4 protein-coding genes are annotated in these 21,405 nt (G+C 58.2%); all 4 read left to right on the top strand.

Annotation, left to right across the window (positions count from 1 at the left end; genetic code table 11):
- The first annotated feature begins 6 nt into the window (after positions 1 to 6).
- From HY2_RS05070 to HY2_RS05055, 4 genes are read left to right on the top strand one after another with little or no spacing between them, the layout of a single operon-like run.
- Positions 7 to 7,509 carry a type I polyketide synthase gene (locus HY2_RS05070; RefSeq protein ID WP_034825350.1) on the top strand — a complete coding sequence of 2,501 codons (7,503 nt, stop codon included), beginning with the start codon at positions 7 to 9 and terminating at the stop codon, positions 7,507 to 7,509.
- Entirely contained in the window at positions 7,506 to 14,093 is a 6,588-nt protein-coding gene (locus HY2_RS16645) for a type I polyketide synthase (protein ID WP_051594739.1), read from the top strand. Before HY2_RS05070 ends, HY2_RS16645 begins: the two co-directional genes overlap by 4 nt.
- A complete protein-coding gene (locus HY2_RS05060; protein WP_034825348.1) occupies positions 14,090 to 14,959 on the top strand; it encodes a DMT family transporter in 870 nt (289 codons plus the stop codon). The genes HY2_RS16645 and HY2_RS05060 overlap by 4 nt, the downstream gene beginning before the upstream one ends.
- Positions 14,956 to 21,297: a type I polyketide synthase gene (locus HY2_RS05055; protein ID WP_034825346.1), complete on the top strand. Its 6,342-nt coding sequence runs from the start codon at positions 14,956 to 14,958 to the stop codon at positions 21,295 to 21,297. The genes HY2_RS05060 and HY2_RS05055 overlap by 4 nt, the downstream gene beginning before the upstream one ends.
- The last annotated feature ends 108 nt before the right edge of the window (positions 21,298 to 21,405 follow it).

Raw genomic sequence — 21,405 nt, 5'->3', positions numbered from 1 at the left:
CCTGACATGAACGAGACAGCACTTTCTCCACTGAAGCGCGCCTTCATCGCGTTGGAAGAAGCGCAGGCTCGCGCAAAGGAACTTGAGGACATTGCACGCGCTCCGATTGCGATCATTGGCCTTGATTGCCGTGTACCAGGGGCCAAAGGGCCGAAAGCCTTCTGGCAGCTTCTGGAAAATGGCACGGACGCGACGGGACCAATTCCTGCGGATAGATGGGATCACTCAAAATACTTTACGACGGACCCGGAGCAGCCAGGCGGCATTGCGACTGATCGCGGGGGCTTTCTGGATGAGGTGGACAAATTCGATGCAACGCTGTTCGGCATTGCACCGCGTGAAGCCCGTAGTATGGACCCACAACAGCGGCTGTTTCTGGAAACTGCCTGGGCAGCGCTAGAACATTCGGGCATCGCGCCCGATAGCTTGTCCGGATCAAAAACCAGCGTTTTCTGCGGCGTAACCGGGTCTGATTATGCCTATATCCAATTAGGCGCTCAAGACCCCGATTTGCTGGATGCGCATTTCACCTCCGGCATTGCCCACAGCATCGTTTCCGGCAGACTTTCCTATCTACTGGGCCTGCAAGGCCCAAGTGTGACGCTTGATACAGCATGCTCCTCATCATTGGTTGCCATTCATCAGGCCGTGAACTCGCTGCGCAAGGGTGAGACGCGAATGGCCATTGCCGGTGGGGTAAACAAGATCCTCTCGCCCGAACTCTTTATCGCCCTGTCCCGCGCACACATGCTGGCCCCGGATGGCCGCTGCAAGACATTCGACGCCAGCGCAGACGGTTTTGCACGCGGCGAAGGGTGCGGCGTCCTGGTGATGAAGCGCCTGCAAGACGCAGAAAAAGATGGAGACCGCGTGCTAGCCGTAATCCGCGGCAGCGCAGTCAATCAGGATGGCCCTTCCAGCGGGCTTACCGCACCAAACGGTCCAGCGCAGGAAGCGGTTATAAAGGCAGCTCTCGAAGATGCCGGCATCACCCCTGACGATGTGGGCTATCTGGAAGCCCATGGCACAGGCACCTCTCTGGGTGACCCCCAGGAGATGCGAGCGCTGGGGAACGTTTTCAGTTCCTCACGGGCAGACAAGCTGGTGGTTGGTTCCGTCAAGACCAATATCGGGCATCTGGAAGCGGCAGCCGGTGTTATCGGCGTAATCAAGCTGGTCCTGATGCTGAGGGAAAAGCGCATTCCGCGTCACCTTCACTTCAGCACACCCAGTCCGCATATTCCGTGGGCAACCTTGCCTGTTCGTATCCCTGTCGAGACTGAAATCTGGCAGCCCGTGAATGAGCGCCGACTCGCATCTATCAGTTCTTTTGGTTTCAGCGGAACAAATGCCCATATTGTTCTTGAGGAAGCCGCCGAGCCTCGCACCAAGGCTATTCAGGATGCACCTGTGACGATAGCGCTTTCGGGCGCCACACCAGACGCTGTCCACACACTTTCTGCGCAGTACGCGGCAACTCTTAAAGACACGGCAAACATATCCCTCACAGATTTCTGTCGCACCGCCAATGCGGGACGCGCGCAGCTCGCATATAGAACCACTGTCTCCGGCGCAACGGCGGAAGATCTGCAGGCGGGAATGAATGCACTTGCACAACCTGATGCTCCCATCAGCGGGCCCATACGTTCCAGGCCGAAAGTGGCCTTCCTGTTCACCGGGCAAGGCGCGCAATTCGCGGGTATGGGCCGTGAGCTCTATAATCGCATTCCCGTTTTCCGGGATGTTCTTGACATCGCCTCGCATCAGCTTTCCGGGAAACTGGACGCACCATTGATCGACGTAATGCTTGGTAAGACGGAAGATGACAGCCTTCTTGATCAGACAGCCTATACGCAGCCTGCTCTCTTTACACTGGAATATGCGCTTTACCGCACATGGCAATCATGGGGTATCGAACCGGACCTGGTAATAGGGCATTCGATCGGAGAATATTCAGCCGCTTGCGCTGCTGGCATTCTCAGCTTTGAAGATGCGCTGGACCTTGTGGCAGAACGCGGACGTCTGATGAATAGCCTGCCAGCAGGCGGGGGAATGATGTCTGTCAACGCCGCACAGAAAATTGTCTCTGAATACCTGCGCGACGGGCTAAGCATTGCTGCGATCAATGCTCCCGGCCAGACTGTACTGTCCGGGCCGCTGAGCGTGCTACAGCAGGTCAGCTCAGACCTTGAGCGCGACGGCATAAAGTTCCGTCATCTGCCGGTCTCCCATGCGTTTCATTCCTCTCTCATGGACCCGGTCCTGCAGTCTTTTGAAAGATATGCAAGCGGCATCAAATTCTCTTCGCCTAAGCTGCGGCTTATCTCTAACCTGACCGGGAAGACCGCTGACAGCAAAACGATCTGTACACCGGCATACTGGCGAGACCATATGCGCGGAACTGTGCACTTTGCTGAGGGCGCCCTGGCCCTTGCAGACCATGGCGCAGACATTTTTGTCGAGATTGGCCCGCAACCTGTTCTCACGGCTTTAGTCCGGGAAACATTCGATGAAACGAATGTCGCCCCGGATGCGAAGTTTTTGCCTTCCATGCGGCGCGGCCGTGACGAGTGGGACCAGATACAGGCATCGCTGGGAGCGCTCTGGGAGAGCGGCCTACGTGCGGACTGGCGCGCGATTGAGAATGTGCGCGGGGGGCATGTTACGGACATTCCAACCTATCCTTTCGCTAGGGAGCGTCATTGGGTAGAGGCACGTAAAGTCTGCCCCATGAGCCACAGGGGGAAGGCTTCCCTCATCGGTGAACGCCTGCCCGTGGCAATGGAAGCAGACATAAGCGAAGGCAGTGCATCGGCAATGTCTCCCGACTGGCTGAAGGACCACCGGGTTGGCGAGGGCATCATTATACCAGGCGCTGCTCTGCTCAGCATGATGTCCGCATCGGAAATGACGCGATCCGGTTTGGCCGATAGCGCCACGCTTGAAGACATCATTATTGAAACGCCCCTTACTGTAACAGAGGACGGGGCTTTCACACGTATTCAGACGATCAATCACGGGCCGAACGGAACAATCAGTGTCAACAGCCAACCTGCCGAAGGTCCTTCGAATTGGACGCGACATGCGGTGGCGAGAGCCGGCCCAGCGGTCCTGTCTCAGACAAGCCGCGACATCAATGCGCTTATTGCAACGCACACAGAGTTTGACAAAGACGCCTTCTATGAAGGCCTGAAATCGCGCGGAATATCTTTGGGGCCTGCTTTCCAGGTGCTGGAAAAGGCCTCGCCAACAGACTCCGGCGCGGCAGGATATGTAGTTCTACCGGACTTCGTCCGCCAGGACCCTGCCTTGCCGATACATCCTCTTCTGCTCGATGGCTGCCTGCAGATTATTGCAGTGTCAGAGACAGTCCAATCCAATGGCAAGAACGCCTTTTTGCCCTTCGCGATGGACCGTCTTACCCTTCGCTCCACTCACAGCACCCACATCTGGTGCGAAGCAACGCTACGCGCTGAAACACCGGACATGCTGACCGTCGACATCATCGCGACAAATGGTGAGGGAGAGGTCATATTAGAAATGGAGGGCGTTCGCCTCCGCAGGCTGAACCCTATGGCGACTTTGACAGCCGCCGGTCGGCCCTTGAGCGACGCACTCTACAAAACCGTGTGGAGAGCACAGCCAGACCTTCCAGACTCAGAAACCCTTCTGAAAACAGCACATACACATGCCCCGGCTTTGGCACAAAAGGCCGGGCTGGACGCATATGATGCATTTGTCGAATGCCTGGAAAGCACATGCGTCGACTATGTCCGCAATGCATTCCTGGACCTTGGCTGGATACCCGGCATTGGCGAGACTGTAACAGAAGCTGAGCTGAAAGACCGGCTAGGGATCATTGATCGTCATGCACGTCTTCTCGGCCGCCTGCTGGCGATTCTGGAAGAGGCAGGTGATATCAGGCGCGATGGGGAGACATGGACCGTCCTTACCCCCCTGTCTCATTCAGACCCTCACCAGCTGGAAGCCTCTCTGCGCACTATCGCACCCACTTCAGCTATCCCGGAAGTTGAGATCGTGGTCCGCACACAGGCTGGTTTCGCCGATGCCCTTCAGGGCAAGTGCGACCCGCTGGAGCTGTTGTTCCCAAGCGGCAACACCGAAGCCAATGAAGCTCTGTATCGAGATGTACCAACATCGGTCTACTTCAACGGCCTGATTGCAAACCTGGTTTCCGAACTGGCAGAAGCCGATCCAGCGCTCCGTATACTGGAAGTGGGTGGCGGCACGGGCGGCACCACAGCGCGTCTGGTAGAGCGCCTTCCTGAAGGGACGAGCTATACATTCACCGATGTCGGGCCGAGCTTTGTCGAAAGAGCAGAGGAGCGCTTCAGGCACCGTTCGGGCATGCGCTTTCAGACATTGGATCTGGAACGGGATCTTACCGAACAAGGCATTGAAGCTGGCTCAATTGACCTGATTGTCGGCGCAAACGTTATTCACGCCACACGTAATCTGAAGAACACCCTACAGCGGATGAAGGATGTCATGTCTCCTTCCGCCCGCCTTCTTCTTCTGGAAGTCACCCGCCCTCAAATCTGGTTTGACCTTACAGTCGGCCTGACACCAGGCTGGTGGACCTATGAAGACACGGACCTGCGGACAGGCAATCCGCTCCTCGCACGCGAAGCCTGGCTGGACCTGTTCAGGCAGGTCGGGCTCAGCGATACTGGCGCCTTCAATGGTGATCTGGACGCATCCGGATGTCGGCGCAATCAGGCCATTCTAACGGCGTCTGCAGACCTCCAGACTGAACGGAATTGGTGGCTGGTCTCACCTGATGCCACCTATGCTGACCCGCTTGCCGAGGCGCTTCGCCATAGCGGGGAAACCGTCTCAGTCATCGCATCTGATGCCATATCCGGAAAACTGCAACAGGCCATGTCGTCTGGCACGGAGCCGGATGAAATCGTGCTTCTCCGAAACGAGGTCGCTACCCTGCCCTCCGCCTTGACCACGATCCAGCATATCGTCGCAGCAAACCCGGATAGCCGCCTGACCGTACTCAGCCAGAATGGAGAATTCGTTACGGGCACAGAAGTACAGCTGAACCCGCAGGACGCGGCAATCGGCGGGCTCCTCAAAAGTGTTCCACTCGAATTCCCTGAACTTGTCTGCCGACGGATAGATATCGACACCACCTCGTCAGTGGCTTCGATTGCGACCGCACTGAAATCTAGCCATTCGGAGACAGAGCTCGCAGTACGCGACGGCAAACGCTATATGGCGCGTCTGACGAAATGGGAAGCCGCTGTCGCTCCTCAGTCTCAGACTGAGACCTGGAAACTGGTCAACACCGCTCCCGGCACACTGGGCCAGTTGGAACGTCATCCTCTTGAGCGCCGCAAGCCTAGAAGTAATGAGGTTGAAGTCGAGGTCGAAGCAACGGGTCTCAATTTCCGGGATGTCCTGAATGTTCTCGGTGAGTATCCGGGTGCGCCTCCCCTCGGTGGGGAATGCGCTGGCCGCGTCATTGCGGTCGGCGAAGATGTTGAAGGCATTTTGATCGGCGACCCGGTCGTCGCTATGACGGCTGGCGCCTTTGCATCACATGTTACATTGCCTGCGGCCCTTACGGTCCCTCTTCCTCATGGCTTCAGCATGATTGATGGCGCGGCCTTCGCTATTCCGTTCGTCACTGCGGATTACTGCCTCAGAGAGCTTGGCAAGATCACCAAGGGTGAACGCATTCTCATACATGCGGCAGCAGGCGGCGTAGGTATGGCTGCCATACAAATCGCGCTTGCGGCTGGTGCAGAAGTTTACGCCACCGCAGGCAGCCCGCAGAAAAGAGCGCTCTTGCGCCGTCTCGGCGCAACGCTTGTTATGGATTCGCGCTCACCAGCCTTTGCAGAACAAATCCTTGAGGCAACGGGCGGGCAAGGCGTGGAGCTGGTCCTGAACTCCCTGACCGGGGACTTGATTGATGCCACTGCGAGGGCCCTCAAGCCGGGTGGACGTTTTATCGAACTGGGAGTGCGGGATGTTCGCGCGGAAGATTTCGTTGCGGCATCTGGCAAGGCTTTCACCTACCTGCCGATCAATTGGGGACATGTGGCAGATGAAGACCCAGGAAGCATCGGGCAAATTCTGAAACGGATCGTCTCCGAGATAAACGCAGGTGCCTTGAAGCCATTACCGCACCATACTTTTGGACCGGGAAAAGTCACAGACGCTTTCCGCCTGATGGCGCAGGCAGGACATCTCGGCAAAATTGTCATCGATTGGAACGGAGACCATGTGCCGGTAATTCATCAGAATGCGACATATCTGGTTACCGGTGGCCTGTCTGGTCTGGGACTCGATACTGTCCGCTGGCTTGCCAGCGAGGGCGCCGGTCGCATCATCGCAATAGGGCGCAAGGCAGCGTCGGATGAGGTGAAGGCCGAACTGGCAAAGCTGCAAGCCGGTGGCACCCGGATAGAAACGCATTCTGTAGATGTCACAGACAAGCCCGCCCTGGAGCGCCTGTTCTCCGGCATCCGCCAGAGTAGCCTCCCCCTACGTGGCATTATCCATTCCGCCGGCACGCTATCTGATGCAGGCCTTTTGCAGCAGACACAGGAAACGCTGCAAACGGTGATCGCACCGAAACTGGATGGTCTGCGCATTCTGGAGGAACTCAGCCGGGGGGAAGCGCTCGACATTTTCTGCGCCTATTCTTCACTGGCCGCCACTCTCGGATCACCCACACAGTCAAACCATGCCGCCGCAAACGCTGCCATGGGCGCGGTCATGCAGGACAGGGTACGCCTGGGTCTCCCCGGCCTGTCCATCGACTGGGGGCCGTGGAGCGAGATAGGTGCTGCCGCCGGCGGGGACACTTTGAACCGCCTGTCAGAGCAAGGAATATCTGCGATAAGTCCGTCAGAGGGCCGGGCAGCAAGCGCGTATCTGATAAGCCACGCAAGCGGGCAAGTCGCTGTGGCGCCAATCGACTGGCATAAGCTCAGCGAATGGAGAGGCGCAACCCAGCCCGCTTTCGCGGAGTTACTGCATCAGCACTCAGTACAGTCTGAAAGCCGTCAATCTACGCAGGAGTCGCAGAAGGCAGGCGGCGCTTCATCCGAGATGGACGGAGAATTGACACAGCGCATTGTCAGCGCCCCTGACGATCAGAAACGCAAAATTCTCGACACCTTCCTAGAAGACATGCTGCGCACAACATTCGCGCTGCCAGCAAACAGAAAGATTGATCCGGACATGCCCTTCGGCGAGATGGGATTGGATTCCCTTCTGGCAATTGAGCTTCGCAATCGGCTGGGCCGCGCCCTCGGGCGCAAGCTGCCAGCAACCCTGCTGTTCGAAAGTCCGACCCTCCTGACACTGGGCGGTGCCCTGATTGAAGACTTTGTCGAGAAAGCCTCCGAGACCCCTGCCCCTGCATCCCCGAAACTCGCCGCCGACAGTGCCCTGGAAGGCCTGGAGGATTTGAGTGAGGAAGAATTGGACCGAATGCTGGGACTGAATGATAAGAGTGATGCATGACCGATTTTCTTGAACGCATCCAAAAGCTGTCGCCAAAGCAATTGGCCGTTCTGGCCCTGCGCCTGAATAATGAGCTGGAGCAGGCAAAAGCGGCGCGCTCTGCCCCCATCGCCATTGTAGGCATGGGCTGCCGGTTCCCTGGGGGCATAGACAGCCCGGACGCCTATTGGCGCTTCCTACTGGAAGGACATGAAGCCATTCGGGAAGTTCCGACAGACCGCTGGAACGCCGATGACTGGTTTGATACAGATCCTAATGCTGACGGAAAGATGTCTGTCAAACTAGGCGGCTTCCTCGATGACATCAGCGGGTTTGATGCAGCCAGTTTCGGTATCACACCCCGCGAAGCAAGCACGATGGACCCGCAGCAACGCCTGTTGCTGGAAGTCGCATGGGAAACCCTTGAGCATGCTGGTATTGCCCCAAACAGCCTGTCTGGCACCGATACGGGCGTTTTCGTTGGCCTTTGCAACAGTGACCATTATCACAGGGTGCTGGAACGCGGCGCGGAACAGATTGATGTGTATCTGGCCTCTGGAAATGCCTCCAGCGTGGCAGCAGGCAGAATCTCCTACACGCTGGGCCTGAATGGGCCAGCCATGACGGTGGATACAGCCTGCTCATCCTCGCTCGTCGCGCTTCACCAGGCGGTGCAGTCCCTCAGAAGCGGGGAATGTTCCCTAGCGCTAGCCGGGGGTGTCAATGTGATTTGCGAACCGGAAACCATGGTCGCCCTGTCCAAAGCCGGAATGCTCGCACCAGATGGGCGCTGCAAGGCATTTGATGCGTCTGCAGACGGCTTTTCCAGAGGCGAAGGCTGCGGCCTGATTGCCCTAAAAAAACTGTCGGACGCAGAACGGGACAATGACTGCATCTATGCCGTCATTCGCGGTAGCGCCATGAATCAGGATGGTAGAAGCGCCGGTCTCACGGTGCCCAGCCGCACAGCCCAGGAAGCCCTGATCCGCAAGGCGCTGGAAGATGCCGGCGTCATGCCGCAGGATATCAGCTATGTTGAGGCGCACGGCACCGGAACCAAGCTCGGCGACCCGATCGAAATCCGCGCCATTTCTGCTGCCCTGACACAGGGACGCGACAAGCCGTTGATTGTAGGGTCCGCGAAAACCAATTTTGGCCACCTTGAGAGCGCCGCCGGTATTGCCGGTGTGATGAAGACGGCCCTGTCGCTTCACCATGGCAAAATTCCCCCTCACCTGCACTTTACACAAGGCAATCCGGAAATTGACTGGGACCGCGCGGGCGTCAGCATTGCAAGCCAAGCACAAGACTGGCCTGCGCACGCATCCAGGCGGCTTGCAGGGGTCAGCTCATTCGGCTTTAGCGGCACCAATGCCCATTTGATTCTTGAAGCAGCTCCTCACACCACCGAGACGCCCTCTACAGAGATATTCTCCGTATGCCTGCCAATTTCTGCGCGTAGTGAGGCTGCTCTCAAGGCGCAGGCCGTCGGCCTCGCCCAAATTCTTGGCGGATCAGATGCATCCCTCAGTGCCATTGCCAGCACGCTCGCAACAGGCCGCGCACACTTGCCGGACAGACTGGCCGTAAGGGCATCCACGCTAGCGGAAGCAGAGGCCGCCCTGAACGCCTTTTGTTCGGGTCAACAGGATGACCGCCTTCAGCGCGGGCATGTCGAACCGGGACAGTCTTCCGGCGTGGTCTTCCTCTGCACCGGACAAGGCGCGCAATATCCAGGCATGGCCCGGCAACTCTATGATCGCTTTGATGTCTTCCGTGACGTGATTGACCGCTGCAGCTCAGCCCTTGGCGTACAGGAGAATGGCCGCACCCTGATTGAGGTCATGAATGAAGACGAAGGGTCTGACGCCCTCCTCCACCAGACCGAATGGACCCAGCCCGCGCTCTACGCTGTCGAATGTGGCCTGGCGGCTCTTTGGCGTTCCTGGGGCGTAGAGCCTACTGCCGTCATCGGGCATTCAGCCGGCGAATTCGCGGCCGCAACGATTGCCGGCGTCTTCGATCTGGAAGATGGCCTGAAGATTGTAGCGGCGCGCGGGAAACTGCTGGCCAGCCTTCCGGCTGGCGGGGCGATGGCCGCCCTCTTCATGAGCGAAGCCGAAGCGGCAGAGCTCATTGCCCCCTTCCGAGAGGAAGTTTCGATTGCCGCCATTAATGCCAAAGACAGCATCGTTATTTCTGGCAGCTCCCATGGCATCGATTCCATACTGGAAAAGCTTTCAAAGGCTGGCATACAGGGCCATAAACTGCACATCTCCTTTGCAGCGCATTCTCCTCAGGTGGACAGTGCACTGAACGAGATGGAGCAGATTGCCAGCGGTATTCGGGTACGTCCTGCAACCATTCCCGTAGCATGGAACCTGACCGGCGGTGCTCCGTTACCAGCAGGTGCACCAGATGCAAAGTACTGGCGCCAACATTTGCGCGAACCCGTCCGTTTCTCGGAGGGCATGGCCAAACTCCAAAAGGATGGCCACCGGGTCTTCCTGGAGATTGGCCCCCACCCCGTCCTGGCCGCACTTGCCGCAAGAGATATCAGCCATGAAAAGGAGGCTCCCGTCTTTCTCGGCAGTCTGAGACGCGGTCATGATGATATGTCCGAAATCTCTTCCGCCCTCGGCGCCCTTTTTGTGGAAGGCGTCTCCATTGACTGGGCAAAATTGAACTCAGGCAGGCGCCCGCGGCCCGTTCCTCTTCCGACATATCCGTTCCAGCGCACACGCTATTGGATTGACCCATCGGAAAAGCGCAGGTCTCACGCCTCTGGATTTAAGGCATCCGCCAACCTGGCCGGCCACCTTGTCGACACGCAGGCTCTGACGTTCAGCCTGGAATTATCCACACAAACCCATCCCTGGCTGACGGAGCATATGGTCCATGGCAGCGCACTGTTGGCCGGTCCTGTCTATCTCTCCATGGCGGCGGGTGCAGCCGAAAAGGTCACAGGCGATACCGGCTGGTGTACGGAAGACTTTCGCATTCACGCTCCGCTGCGTGCGCAGGCGAATTCTGTAACAGTGGAAACCCGCCTCAACAGGCTGCCAGGTGGGGCCATTTCATTCACCATTCACAGCCGCGCGCAAGGTGATGATCAATGGATGCTGCACGCATCAGGGCGTCTGGTATCAGACGAACCAAACTTGCCTGCATCACGGGAAGATATGGCGTCTCGTGCCATCGAACTTGGTCAGGAAAACCTGGCTGCAGACCATCTGAACAAGCTGGGCTCCCTCGGCATCAAACTCTCCGGCGGCTTCCGCACGCTGGATAAGTTACACAAACGCGATGGCGAACTGATTGCCCACCTCACTCTGCCTGACGCGGCCGCGCAAATGGATGCTCCGCTAGCCCATCCTGGGCTTCTGGATGGCGTCTTGCAGGCTGCAGGCGCTACATTGGCTGAGACGACTGACAGTGCTGACACACCTCTGTTCTTCCTGACCGGGATTGGACACCTGACCCTGAAAGACGAGCTTCCAAACCGCATCTGGTGTCATGCCATTCAGACTTCCGCTTCTACAGCAGACGTAAAATGCGTGGATGTGGACATTTACGACGAGGCTGGCCACGCATGCGGCAGACTGGAAAACATACAGCTGACTCGCACGAATATTCAGCAGGCTGATCGTGCTACAGCTTATGAAATCGCTTGGCATGAAACGCCAGCAAGATCGGTTGCAGCCCGTGATCTAACATCCCCGGCCGCTATCGCAGAAGACCTCGCGCACGCCTTTGCCGACATCTCCCGGCAGCAGGGCCTGGAAGCTTACTCATCCGTATTGCCAATACTGGATGACATCTCCGTCGGCTATATCTCTGAAGCCCTGGGTAAACTTGGCTTTGATCAAACGCCAGGCCGTTCCTTCGATGCCGGGAAAGAAGCCAGACGGCTTTCAATCACGGATGGCCAGAAACATCTTTTTGGAAGACTACTGAAGATCCTGACTGAACAGGGCATTATCACCACAGAGGCCGATCAGTTCACGGTCCAGGCCGCTTTGCCAAAGGCTGATATTGAGGGCTTGTCTGAAGCTATCCGCAATTCAAACACAGCACACGCAGAACTCTCCATTCTGCAGCGCTGCGGGACATCTCTCGCGGAGGTGTTGACCGGAGACGCGGATGCCATCGACCTGTTGTTCCCAGGCGGATCACTTGCCGAAGCGCGGGAACTCTACATAGAGGCACCGTTCGCAAGAACCTATAATGGAACAATCACGTCCTTCTTGAGAAAAGTGACACGAGACCTTCCCGAAGGACGGCCTGTGCGGGTTTTGGAAATTGGCGGCGGAACCGGCGGCAGCACTGGCGCTGTGCTTGAGGCGCTCTCATCTTACGCCGTTGAATACATGTTTACGGATGTCTCGCCCCATTTCCTTGAGGCCGCATCTGAACACTTTGGGCATAATAAAGGCTTTCGAACCGGCCTTCTAGATATCGAGAAAAGTCCTGCCTCCCAAGGCTATGAAAGCAAGGAATATGACCTTGTGATCGCCGCCAATGTCCTGCATGCGACACAGGATCTGTCACAAACAATTGGCCATGCCAGCCAGTTACTTGCCCCAGGTGGTATCATGACACTGCTGGAAGGCGTAGTCCCTGAATTATGGGTAGACCTCACCTTTGGAATGACACCGGGCTGGTGGCGGTTTACGGATCGAAACCTGCGTGCAGATTACCCGCTGATTTCAAGGAACGCCTGGCAAACGTTGCTACAAGACGCCGAGTTGGTAGACATTGCGAGTGTCGGCGGAGACCAGACGCTGAACCGCGCCGCCTCCCAGCAAATGCTGATTGCAGCGCGCAAACCTCTGGCCAAACACCGGATTGCCATTCTGGGAGAGAAAACGAACTTCACGGACACGCTGTCCCACACGCTTGAAACATGCGGGGCTGAGCTCCTGACGGTCTCAGATCTGAATGAGGTGCCAGATGGAGTGCAGGACATTTTGTATCTGGATGCTCTTGCGCTGCCCGAGTCAGAGCCCATGCCAGCGGATCTGGAAGCCAGAGCATTCCTCACCCCTCTCAGCCATCTGCAAAACCTGATGGAATCCCAAAAGGATTGTCGCCTCTGGATCGTAACACGCCGGGCATTTGCCTGCGGAGATGCGCCAGCCAAGCCATGCGTGCAATGGCAGGCACCTCTGCTGGGCCTTGGCCGCGTCGCGGCCCTGGAATGCCCATCCGTTTGGGGCGGTATCATTGATCTCGATACGGATGATGATATGCAAACTCAGGCCCAATGCGCGGCGAACTCTCTTCTCAACGCTGACACAGAAGACCAGACGGCATGGCGACAGGGCAAACGCTACGCCCCACGACTTGTAGAGTCCTTTGTGCCTTCTCGGTCCATCCAGTTTGACAAGAATGGCACATATCTGGTCACAGGCGGCTTTGGTGGGCTAGGCGCCCTGATTGGCCGTTGGCTTGCAGAAAATGGCGCTGGACGTATCGCTCTGCTGGGCCGGCATCCGGACCCGGATGGCCCTGCCATGACAGCCATCCGGGAAGTGGGCGCAGAAGCCGTTGCCCTGAAAGCAGATATTTCAGACCCTGAAGCCTTGAATGCCGCTCTGGATACACTGCTTCAGGCTGGTCCCGCCCTGCGTGGCGCGTTCCACGCGGCGGCTCATCTGGAAGCCGCTCCCCTGAAAGATCTGAACGCGGAGCGGGTACAGTCCATGTTCCGTCCGAAAGTGATGGGTACATTGGCGCTCGAACAGGCGCTGAACAAGCGCGGTGCGGATTTCCTCGCCCTGTTCTCTTCAACCACCGCCGTTCTGGGGGCTCCGGGCTTTGCCCATTATGCTGCCGCAAATGCTTTTCTGGACGCTACGGCAGAGCGCAAGCCGGAGGAATTGCAGGTCTTTTCGATTGGTTGGGGCACGTGGGATACGATGCGTCTCGCCTCTGATGATACACAAAAGACCTATGCTGCTCAGGGCCTGACACCGATGCAGGCCGAAGCCGCCCTCGCCTCATTGGGAGACTTGATGCGTGACGCCAGAACCGGCCATACACTTATTGCCGAGATCGACTGGCAGCGTCTGACAGACCTTCACGAAACACGTCGTGCGCGACCCATGTTAAGCGGCCTGAAGAAGGTGTCAGGGCGCATCCAGCCCCTTGGGGCGAAACCAACCTTGAGCCCCGCTGATACTCCGGAAACGGATCTCCATCAGCAAATCGCCAATGCGCCAGAAGCAGCCCGGCTGGACATACTCGCGCGCTTTGTTTCAGAGCAGGCTGCGCAAGTGATGGGAGAGTCCTCTGGCGACAACATTCCTCCTGACCGAGGCCTGTTTGAAATGGGGATGGACAGTCTCATGTCCGTGGAGCTACGTCGCAAACTGGAAGTCGGAACGGGCCTGAAACTGCCCTCAACGCTGACATTCAACTATCCCAATGTGAACGCGCTGGCAGGTTTTCTGGAAACACGCTTCGCCCCGCAGGAGGCCGCCACTCCCAAAGCCCCTGCCGCATCTGCCGATGCGAATACCCGCCAGACAGCTGAAGACGACGATATGAGCGAAGAAGACATCATGGCCCGTCTTCGCGCGAAACTGGATACGCTTGAATGACGATGGCATCGCGCAGCATAGCCCTGATGGTCGGATTTGTTCTGGTCTGGATCCTTACGGAAGCCATCATAGGCTCGCTTCTCAACGCCTATTCGCCTCTTCAAATAGTCTGGATGCACTATCTGATGCAGTTGGTGATCTGGGGGCTTGTTGTGGGTGTTCGGGGCCCCAAAAGGCTGGTCCGCACTGGAAAACTTACCTTCCAGTTTCTGAGGGCTGTCATGCTGTTGATGATGCCCCTTTCCTGGGCCTTCGCCAGGCAGCAGGGGTTCGGAGACACAGCCTATGCCGCATTCTGGGCCACTCCCTTCCTTGTCATCCTCTTTACGGCGATCCTGTCAAAAGACCGGACACCCGCTTTCCTCTGGCTGGCGGCCATTGCAGGCGGTCTGGCGGCGGGCCTGATCTTCGTACAGCCAGCCATTCCTCATGCGCGTGCCCTGGCCGGAATCATTGGAATGCCTGTATCGTTCAGCCTGTTCATTGTGTTGACACGCGCCCTAAAAACCGAGCCAACATCGGCAAATCTTTTCTATTTGCCGCTCGGGATAGTCGCTTGCCTGATGCCGTTCATTCCGAAGGTGTGGATGGCACCGGATTTGCAACACATCCTCTTCTTTATGCTTACCGGAGGAATGAGTTTGGTCGCCTTGTGGATGCTTGATAAAGCCGCAAAAACAGCGCCTGTGGCGCCGGTTGCACCGCTTTTGCTTGCTCCAATTCCACTCACATTCCTTCTGAACTGGCTCAGTACACATCAGCGGCCCGGCCTTCAGGTTCTTATTCTTTTGGCAATTGTTTGCCTGGCCAGTATTACCCCCATACTTCTCGGCTTCAACGCCCTTCGTAAGAGACTCCCTTCATGACAACCTCCCGTGACATGCTGAAAGACGCACTCAGCGCCATTGAGCGGCTTCAATCCAAACTGGATGCCGCCAAGCATGCCAAGACCGAACCGATCGCAATTGTCGGATGCGGCATGCGTTACCCTGGCGGGGTAAAGTCTCTGGATGACCTGCACAACCTGCTCGCCGGCAAGGTGAACGCGGTCGACACGATTCCGGCTGACCGCTGGGATGCTGATGCATATTATTCGCCTGACCAGAATGCAGCGGGCAAGATCGTCACCAAAAAGGGGGGATTTGTTGAAGGCATTGACCTGTTCGATCCGCAATTCTTCGGCATCTCTCCACGCGAGGCAAAATCCCTGGACCCTCAGCAACGTCTTCTTCTGCAAACGGCTCATGAAGCCATGGAGACGGCAGGTATAGCGCCAGACAAGCTGGAGGGCAGCGCGACGGGCGTTTTCGTCGGCATGTCCACGACCGAATATGCTCGCCTGATGTGGGCGAAGGGCGCCGAACAGTCTGATGTCTATTCTGCGACAGGCGGCGCGCTGAATGCCGCTCCCGGCCGCATCTCCTTTACCTATGGTTTTCTTGGGCCCTGCGTTGCCGTTGACACGGCCTGCTCTTCGTCTCTGAACGCAATCCATCTTGCCTGCGCCAGCCTTCGCGAGGGGGAGAGCAATCTGGCGCTGGCCGGTGGCGCCGCCGTGATTGCCCTGCCGGATGCCATGGCCATGTTCTCACGCTGGGGCATGCTTTCGCCAGACGGTGCCTGCAAGACGTTCGATGCCTCCGCAAATGGCTTTGCCAGGGCAGAAGGCTGCGCCATGATTGCGCTGAAGCGCCTGTCTGACGCAAAGGCTGACGGAAACCCCATTCTCGGTCTGATTGTCGGCTCTGCGACCAATTCCGATGGTCGCTCCAGCGGCATGACCGTCCCCAGCGGTCCAGCCCAGGAGCGCATGCTCCGCAACGCCCTGAAGAGCGCAAGCCTGACCCCGCTGGATATCGACTATATCGAGACCCACGGTACCGGTACCCCCATTGGTGACCCGATTGAAGCAGGCGCTCTGGGTGCCATTCTGTGCGAAGGGCGCGAGCGCTCAAACCCGCTGCGCATCGGTTCCATCAAGACCAATATAGGCCATACGGAAGCGGCTTCCGGCATTGCAGGACTGCTGAAGGTTCTGGCCTGCATGAGATCAGAAACGCTTCTGCCCCAGCTGCATTTCGAAACACCCAATCCCGGTATTGACTGGGATGACCTTGCTTTGGAGGTTGTAACGGCCCCTACGCCATGGCCGCGCCGCGAAACGCCGCGCCGGGCGGGTGTCAGTTCTTTCGGTTTCAGCGGCACGAATGTGCACATTTTGCTCGCGGACGCGCCTGAGGCCGAGACGGCAGAGACAGAACAAGATCATGCCCTGCGCACAGTCCCGCTATCAGCCGAGACCCCGAACGCCCTGCGGGATCTTGCCGAGCGATACGCGAACTATCTGAGCCGTGACAATTCTGCGGACTTTTCCTCTTTCACGCGCACACTTGCCGTTGGCCGCGCGCACCGCATGCACCGCGCCGCACTTGTTGCTTCGAGCACAGATGACCTGCGGCAAGGCCTTGAGGCTCTGGCCCAGGGCGCTCCCTTGCCCGGCACCGCGACGGGACATGCCAGCACAAGCCAATCCCCCCGCATTGCATTCCTTTGTACCGGTCAGGGCTCTCAATATCCCGGCATGACACGAGAGCTGTACGAGACCGAGCCAGTCTTCCGCACGTCCATCGACACCTCTGCACAAATCCTGTCCGGCATACTAAATCGCCCGCTTCTCGATGTGCTGTATACTGAGAGCGAAGAAGACAGCCGTATCTCTGAAACCCTCTACACCCAGCCTTGCCTGTTTGCCGTGGAATACGCCATGGCAGAGCTATGGAAATCATGGGGCGTTACGCCAAACATGGTCGCCGGGCATAGCATCGGTGAATATGTCGCCGCCTGCCTGGCCGGGGTCATGTCGCATGAAGATGCCCTGCGTCTGGTTGCCGAACGCGGGCGCCTGATGCAGCAATTGCCCGCTGGCGGTGCCATGGCGGCAGTCTTTGCAAGCGAAGACCAGATTGCGAACCTACTGAAAGGCCGCGAGAAAGACATTGCCATCGCCGGGGTCAACGGACCTGAAGAGACCGTCATTTCCGGTAGTGAGGAAGCCGTTGAGGCCGTCCTCGCAGAGCTGGAAAGCAAGGAGATCGGGTTCCGACGCCTGTCGGTCAGCCATGCCTTCCACTCGCCGCTGTTGGACACGATGCTGGATGCCTTTGAGCAGGCCGCGAGTAAAGTCTCTTACCAATCTGCGCGACTGCCGCTGATTTCGAACCTGACTGGCCAGGCTTTCCCAGCCAGTAAGAAGCCCGACGCCAGATATTGGCGGGACCATGCTCGCGGAGCCGTACGCTTTGCAGACTGTATCGGCGCACTGGAAGACGCGGGCGCAGACATCCTCATCGAACTGGGCCCTCAGCCAGCCCTGCTTGGGCTCGCTGCCCGCGCACGGCCTGCAGCAAAATGGAAAACCATTCCATCTCTCCGCCGCGGCCAAAAGGATGTGCCCACCATCCGCGGAGCCCTGGCACAGTCCTATGCCGCTGGCGCGAAAATCAACTGGCAGAATGTCTACAAAGAGACCGGCGGCAGACTTGTGGCCGTACCGACATATCCTTTCCAGCAACAACGCTACTGGATCGACGAACAGCCAGCACGCCGTCAACGCGCCAGCGAAGCCTCTCATCCCCTGCTGGGCGACACGCAGAAAATGCCCCCTCCGGCACATGCGCATATTGCAACGCTAAGCGCTGACTTCCCGGCCTTTCTGGCAGATCACAAGATTCTTGATCGCGTCATCTTCCCCGCGACCGGCTATATCGAGATGGCCCTGACAGCCGGCAAGGCGGCGATGGGCAACCAGCCCGTCACGCTTGCCGGGTTGGTCATTGATGCCCCGCTGGAATTACATGCTGACACGGATCATACGCTGCATACGGAACTCAAGCCCTCACATGAGGAAGGCTTTGACTTTATCGTCCGCGGTGTACCTGAAGACGAGAGATCTGACTGGCAAAATCTGGCACATGCCCGCGTGTCCGGCACCACAACATCGGACAGCGTCAATATCCCGACCGTGGCTGAGGCACGCGCCCTGTGCGCTGAGGCCGTGGATGTTCCGGCGCTTTACGAAAGGCTGGAAAATCTGGGCCTGCAATACGGAGTTTTGTTCCGCGGGCTCGCCACCCTGAACAAGGGAGACGGCATCGCCGTCGGCATGGCAACCCTGCCGGATACAGAACAGGACATTGCCAGCTACAATTTCCATCCGGCCCTTCTGGACAGCATCTTCCATGCTGTCACCGCAATCGTGCCAAGCGATGGCGAGGACCGCCTCTACCTGCCGACCGGGATCGACAAGATCCAGTGGCTGAGGCCTGCCCCGCGCAATGTCGTCATGGTTGCCCGTCTGCGCCAGGAAAGCTCTGATGATATTGAGCTTGTCGCTGACCTGCTTATGGAAACAGAACAGGGCGAACCGATCGCCCGGCTTGAAGGGCTTCATGCCCGCGTTGTCTCAGTTGAATCATTGGCGCGCGCCCTGGGCGCAGGAAAGATGTCTCTCAATGAGCTGGCCTTGTCCTGGCAGCCTGTTGCCTCTGTTGAGGCCGCAAGCCCGGAGAGCGTCCTTGTCGTCGGGAATGGCGGCGCCCAGTCTGAGACTATCGCAAAGACACTGAACGCACGCCTGATCGCGCCTTCGCAATTGTCAGCAGCGCTCAAGCAAGCCCCTGCGTCCTGGGTCATTTCCTGCGCAGGTATGGAGGCGACAAGTGGCGATGAGAAGGACACCTTTGGCGCAGCAACATATGATGCTGTCCTGTCCACACTTCAGACCCTTCAGCATGACGGCGCCGGAACAAATGTGTGCGTCCTGACCCGCGGGGCCAAGGTCGTCCTCCCTGAGGACCTGCCGGACCTTTCAGCAGGCACACTTGCCGGCCTATGCCGTACAGCAGATACGGAAATTCAGACCTCGCACATCCTGCAGCTGGATCTCGATCCCCATACGGATCTAAATCCGAAAACAATTCTGCAGGCCCTGGCGCTGTCCAACAGTCAACCGGAACTGGCCCTGCGCAATGGCACATTCTTCGCGCCCCGCCTCAGCCCTGTGGAAGCCCCGGCCGCGCTGGCGGAAGACACACGTAGCGTACTGCGCGTCACAGAGCGTGGGGACCTCAACCGGCTGCGTCTTGAGGAAGAACTGCGCACAGCGCCGGGCGATCACGATGTAGAGATTGCCATTCGCGCGAGCGGCCTCAACTTCCGGGACGTGCTGAATGCGCTTGGCATGTATCCCGGCGATCCTGGCCGACTGGGCAGTGAATGCGCGGGTGTAGTCAGCAGGGTCGGCAAACATGTTTCCAGCCTGAAACCCGGAGACCCTGTCGTAGCCCTAGCAGGCGACAGCTTTGCCAGCCATGTCACCGTCAAGGAACGCTTTGTGCTTCCCAAACCGGCCTCAATTACTTTTGCGGACGCCGTCACGCTGCCGAACACCTACCTGACGGCTGCGCTGTGCTTTGCGACAGCAGGCGGGCTGAAACCAGGCCAGCGCGTATTGGTCCATGCCGCTGCCGGGGGCGTCGGATTTGCGGCCATGCAGCTTGCCCTGCGGGCGGGCGCCGAAGTGATTGCCACCGCCGGCAATAAGAAAAAGCGCGCCTTCGTGCTTGAACACGGCGCCTCTCACGCATTCGATTCCCGGTCTGACAGTTTCGGCGACCAGATCGAAAAAGTCACGAATGGCGAAGGCGTCGACATGGTCATCAACGCGCTGTCCGGAGACATGATCGTCGCTGGCATGCGCGTGACCAAGCCAGGCGGCTATTTCCTGGAGATCGGCAAGAATAATATCTGGACACCGGAAGAAGCAGCCGAGCGTGCTCCGCATGTGAATTACCGGATTGTTGATCTAGGCGAGCAGATCATTGCAGATCCCGCTCAGGTCAGATCCTCCTTCGAGAGTCTTCTGAAGGATGTTGAAGGTGGATCCCTCACCCCGCTTCCTGTGCAGGCCTTCCCTCTGTCCCAGGCTGCTGATGCGTTCCGCTTTATGGCGAATGCCCGGCACACGGGCAAGATTGCCATCCTGCCTGATTTTCAGACGGGCGATAGCATGGAAGTGCGTCAGGACGGGGCCTATCTGGTCACCGGAGGGCTTTCAGGTCTTGGGCTGGCTGTTGCAGAACGTCTTGCAAAGCGTGGGGCTGGCGAGATCATTCTGGCAGGCCGCTCAGGCGACAGCGCCGAAGCGCAGCAGACGGCCACCCGGATGGCTGAGGCCCATGGCTGCACAGTCCGCGCCATTGCCTGCGATATCGCAGATTCTGCCTCTGTCGATCATCTCTTCACCACTGCATTGAAAGACAGCCTGCCCCTGCGCGGTATCATGCATGCCGCCGGCATTCTGGACGACTCTCCACTCAGCGAACAATCTTTGGACAGCCTTCTTAGGGTTGCTGGACCGAAGGTTGATGGCGCACGGAATCTGACACGCGCCGCATCCCGTGCGCCGCTAGACTGGTTCGTCCTCTTCTCCTCCAGCTCCGCCATGTTCGGTGGGCCGGGTCAGGCGAACTATGCGGGCGCAAACGCCTGGCTGGACAGCCTGGCCGCACACGGGCGTAGCGAAGGCAAACCGATCACCAGCATCGGCTGGGGCGCATGGGCGGATATCGGCATGGCCGCACGCCTGCCGACATCCGTTCGGGAACGGTGGGAACGCATTGGTCTGGGCCAGATCGGCGTTGAGGCAGGACTTGATGCGATGGAAAGGCTGGTGAGCCAGAATCGTGCCTATGCGAGCGTGGTTGAGGCGAACCTCAATCTTCTCGCTTCACAAAGCGGCACCCGCGTGCGCGCCCTTCTGGGCCGCAATGCTGTCCCGGCTGAGACAGCGGGCGCTGACGCTTCGGCCCAATCAGAAATGGATATCCTGGCTGCACCTGCGGATCAGAGACCCGAACTTCTGGAAGGTTTCCTGAGAATCCATGTCGGGCGTGCCCTTGGCTATGCACCATCCTCGCTGGATCCCGACATGCCGATCTCTGACCTGGGATTCGATTCCCTGATGGCTGTGCAAGTCCGCAATGCCATCACGGCTACCCTCAAGATAGATATCGGTCTGCGTGACCTGCTGAGCGGGATCACAATTAATGAGGCAGTCACAAAACTGACTGCAGCCCTGAATGCGGCAAACAATGAGACTGCTGGAGCGGAAACAGAAGAAGAATGGGAGGAAGGCGTTATCTGACGCTTCCTCTCAAACCGGCAAAAACGCATTTTAGGCAAAACTCTTCACAGGCACATAGACTGCCGCAATCCGACAAGCCTGGCAGGTTTTCCCGAACGAAATCAAAGC

The organism is Hyphomonas pacifica, assembly GCF_000682675.1.
GTDB classification, from domain to species: domain Bacteria; phylum Pseudomonadota; class Alphaproteobacteria; order Caulobacterales; family Hyphomonadaceae; genus Hyphomonas; species Hyphomonas pacifica.
This window is presented reverse-complemented; position numbering and strand designations above follow the sequence as displayed.